At 68.0% G+C, this 3,660-nt stretch carries 3 protein-coding genes and 1 tRNA gene; 2 read left to right on the top strand and 2 right to left on the bottom strand.

The features are described 5' to 3' along the window. Both OCH239_RS21045 and OCH239_RS21050 read right to left on the bottom strand, forming a co-directional pair. Positions 1 to 500 (bottom strand): type I restriction-modification system subunit M N-terminal domain-containing protein (locus tag OCH239_RS21045; RefSeq protein WP_037267369.1); only part of this gene is annotated, 500 nt, incomplete at its 3' end. A gap of 337 nt (positions 501 to 837) precedes the next feature. Continuing rightward, a tRNA-Leu gene (locus tag OCH239_RS21050) sits at positions 838 to 923 on the bottom strand. Positions 924 to 1,101: 178 nt separating this feature from the next. On the opposite strand from OCH239_RS21050, the gene OCH239_RS21055 reads away from it, so the two are divergent. Then, on the top strand, positions 1,102 to 2,091 hold the full coding sequence (locus tag OCH239_RS21055) for a complex I NDUFA9 subunit family protein (protein WP_037267370.1): 990 nt from the start codon (positions 1,102 to 1,104) through the stop codon (positions 2,089 to 2,091). Between the two features lie 61 nt (positions 2,092 to 2,152). Then, complete coding sequence (locus OCH239_RS21060) at positions 2,153 to 3,544, top strand: phosphomannomutase (protein WP_037267373.1); 1,392 nt, start codon at positions 2,153 to 2,155, stop codon at positions 3,542 to 3,544. The last annotated feature ends 116 nt before the right edge of the window (positions 3,545 to 3,660 follow it).

The following is a 3,660-nucleotide window of genomic DNA, read 5'->3' on the forward strand; positions in this document are numbered from 1 at the left end:
CCGATTGACAGACAGCGCTTGAGCTCTTCGAAAACGAGGCCCATCTGCACGTTGGTCACGCGGTGGGGATGCAGGTCGAAGCCCGCGAACTTCTCGGTCACCATGTAGAGCAGCTTGTTCTTCCGAAGGCGGTCGATGACCTCCGCGAAGTTGAACCGCTCGAAGATGTCGCGTACCTCCGGCGAGAAGGCGTCGATGTAGGTTTGCAGGTTGTCGCCGATGTTGTCCTGGTCGCCGACGATCTTGCCTAGGTCGAGTGTCGAGCTGTTGTAGAAGCTTGCGGCCGACGCCTTGCGCATGAACGGAGCAGGGTTGAGGCCCAGCGCTGCCTTCTCTTCCCGCTCCTTAAGGACGGCTGCCTTGGTCGGCGAGAGAACGCAGTCCAAGCGGCGCAGAACCGTAAACACCAGAATGACCCGACCGTATTCCGACTGACGGTATTCGCCGCGAAGGAGATCGGCGACGGACCAAATGAGGCTCGAAAGCTCGGACTGCGACATCTTCGGGGCTCACCTGCGAATTATCATTGTTTGTCAGACGGTATCGGTCAGCAACAAGCCCAGCAAGACGCTGCCGCAGAACAGCGCGCAGTGTCACTTCACCGGCGATGAGGCTGGTAGGTGGTGCTGACGAGTGCTGGAGATGCGCGGAGGCGAAGCGCGATTGGAAAATTGGCGGCTCGGTCATTCTATGAGCTAGGAGCGCACACCTAGCACGATGGACCAAAACGGCGCCTGAAGCGCTTTTACACAAATTTCGAAAGGTGGTCTGCGGGGTGGACTAGCACTCCGAGTAAGACGATTTCACATGCAATATCAACGTCTTAGGGGGAGTTTGTGGTGCCCAGGAGAGGACTCGAACCTCCACGTCCATACGGACACCAGCACCTGAAGCTGGCGCGTCTACCATTCCGCCACCTGGGCACGGGAGCGTGACGGCGCGTGTAGCTGCGGCCCGGCCGGGTGTCAACGGGTCTCGCGGCGGATTTTCCGACGTCAGATGAGGTCTCTGGGCTCCCGCCGGGGCGCGGTGCCTTGCCCGGAAGGGCCACGGGGGCTAGACACTCCGCAAGATCCGATCTCGCGCAGGAAAGAGAACGCCATGCCCAAGCAGAAGCTCGTCACCATCTACGGCGGCTCCGGCTTCGTCGGCCGCTACGTTGCCCAGCGTATGGCGCAGGAGGGCTGGCGCGTGCGCGTCGCGACCCGGCGCCCGAACGATGCGATCTGGGTCCGGCCCTACGGCGTCGTCGGGCAGGTCGAGCCGGTGTTCTGCAACATCCGCGACGATGCGAGCGTGCGGGAGGTGATGACAGGCGCCGACGCGGTGGTGAATTGCGTGGGCGTTCTCGCCGAGCGCGGCAAGAACACCTTCGAGGCGACGCAGGCGCAGGGCGCCGAGCGGGTCGCCAGGCTCGCCACAGAGCTCGGCGTTCCGACGCTGACGCAGATCTCGGCCATCGGCGCGGATGCGGACTCGGCCAGCAGCTACGCCCGGACCAAGGCGCGCGGCGAGGAGGCGGTGCTCGCCGCCTATCCGAACGCGGTCATCCTGCGCCCCTCGATCATCTTCGGGCCCGAGGACCAGTTCTTCAACCGCTTCGCCGGGATGGCCAAGATGGGCCCGCTCCTGCCGGTGATCGGCGCCGGTACCCGGTTCCAGCCCGTCTACGTGGACGACGTCGCCCGCGCCGTGGTGATGGGAGTTCTGGGGCAGGCGAAACCGGGGATCTACGAGCTCGGCGGACCCGACGTGAGCACCTTCCGCGAGCTCATGCGCTACATGCTCACGGTGATCCGCCGCCGGGCGCTGATCGTGAACGTGCCGTTCTGGGCGGCCTCGATCATGGGGCGGAGCTTCGACCTCGTCCAACGCGCGAGCTTCGACATGATCGACGCGCCGGTCACCCGCGACCAGGTCGCCAACCTGCGCAACGACAACGTCGTCTCGGGCAAGACCATGACCTTCGAGGATCTCGGGATCGAGACCACCTCGCTCGAGGCAGTGGTCCCGGACTATCTCTGGCGGTTCCGCCCGTCGGGCCAGTATTCCGAGATCAAGAAGTCGGCGCAGGACCTGCGCGAGAGCTGATCGCCCGGGAAAGCGCGACTCCCGTCGTCCCGGCGCGGATGCCCCGCAGGAGGATCTGACCTTGGCGCCAAAATTCGGAACGAGCGGCCTGCGCGGTCTGGTGAGCGAGCTGACGGGCGATCTCGTCGCGGACCACGTCCGGGCCTTCATCGCCGCCTGCCCGACCGGCGGCGGCCTCTATCTCGGTCGCGACTTGAGGGAGTCCTCGCCGCGCATCGCCGCGGCCGTGACCGAAGCCGCGCTCGCCGAAGGCCTGCCCGTGACCGAGTGCGGCGCGCTGCCGACCCCCGCGCTCGCGCTTGCGGCGATGAAGGCGGGGCAGGCGGCGGTCATGGTCACCGGCAGCCACATCCCCGCCGACCGCAACGGGCTCAAGTTCTACCTGCCGACGGGCGAGATCTCCAAGGCGGACGAGGCGGCGATCCTCGACGCACTCGGCCGGCCGGCCGGCAACGGCTCCGCCCGGGCCCGGGACGATCTCGGGGCCGGACCGTCCTATGTCGCCCGCTATGCCGACGCCTACGGGCCCGAAGCGCTCGACGGCTGGCGGATCGGCATCTACCAGCACAGCTCGGTCGCCCGCGACATCATGGTCGAGGTGGTGCGCGCGCTCGGCGGCGACGCCGTGCCGCTCGCCCGCTCGGACAGCTTCATCCCGGTCGACACCGAGGCGCTCGATCCGGCGACCCGCCACATGCTCGCCGCCTGGTGCAGCGAGCACACACTCGATGCGGTGATCTCCACCGACGGCGACGCGGACCGCCCGATGCTCGCCGACGCCACCGGCCGGATCGTCCCGGGTGACGTGCTCGGCGTGCTCACCGCCCGCGCCTTGGGCGCAGGCCACATCTGCACCCCGGTCTCGTCGAATTCCATGGTCGCGGACATGCCGGACTTCACCCGTGTCGAGCGCACCCGCATCGGCTCGCCCTACGTCATCGCGGCGATGGAGGCGGCGCTCGCGGCCGATCCCGCCGCGCGTGTCGTCGGTTATGAGGCCAATGGCGGCTTCCTTCTCGGCTTCGAGGCTCCGGGCCCCGCGGGCACGCTCGCGCCGCTCATGACCCGCGACTGCCTGCTGCCGATCCTCGCCCCGCTGGCCGCCGCCCGCGCCGGGCGGCAGAGCCTCGCCGACACGGTCGCCGCCCTGCCGCCGACCTTCACCGCGGCGGACCGCCTGACCGAGGTCCCGACCGAGGCCGCGACGGCGCTTGTGGGCCGGCTTTCGTCCGACATCGAGGCCCGCCGTTCCTTCTTCGAGGGCACGGGCGACGAGGCCGGGATCGACCTGACCGACGGGCTCCGCGTCAGCTTCGCGAACGGATGCGTCGTGCATCTGCGCCCCTCCGGCAACGCGCCGGAGACGCGCTGCTACGCCGAAGCGTCGTCGCCCGAAGCGGCCGAGGCGCTGGTGAAGACCCATCTCGACCGCCTGCGCCGCGAGCTCGGTTAGGCCCGGACGCGCGCGACGGTCCTGCCCGGGCGTCGAAACGCTTTCCGCAGGCGGCCCCTCCTTGTATGCAGGGCCCGGGACCGCCAGCAGGGAAAAAGGCAGGCAAACGCATGACT

The sequence above is a fragment of the Roseivivax halodurans JCM 10272 genome, from assembly GCF_000521785.1.
In the GTDB taxonomy this organism is placed as follows: Bacteria; Pseudomonadota; Alphaproteobacteria; order Rhodobacterales; family Rhodobacteraceae; genus Roseivivax; species Roseivivax halodurans.

Coding starts and splice junctions, on each gene's coding strand:
- OCH239_RS21055 (WP_037267370.1), top strand. CDS start 1,102: ATGCCCAAGCAGAAGCTCGTCACCATCTACGGCGGCTCCGGCTTCGTC.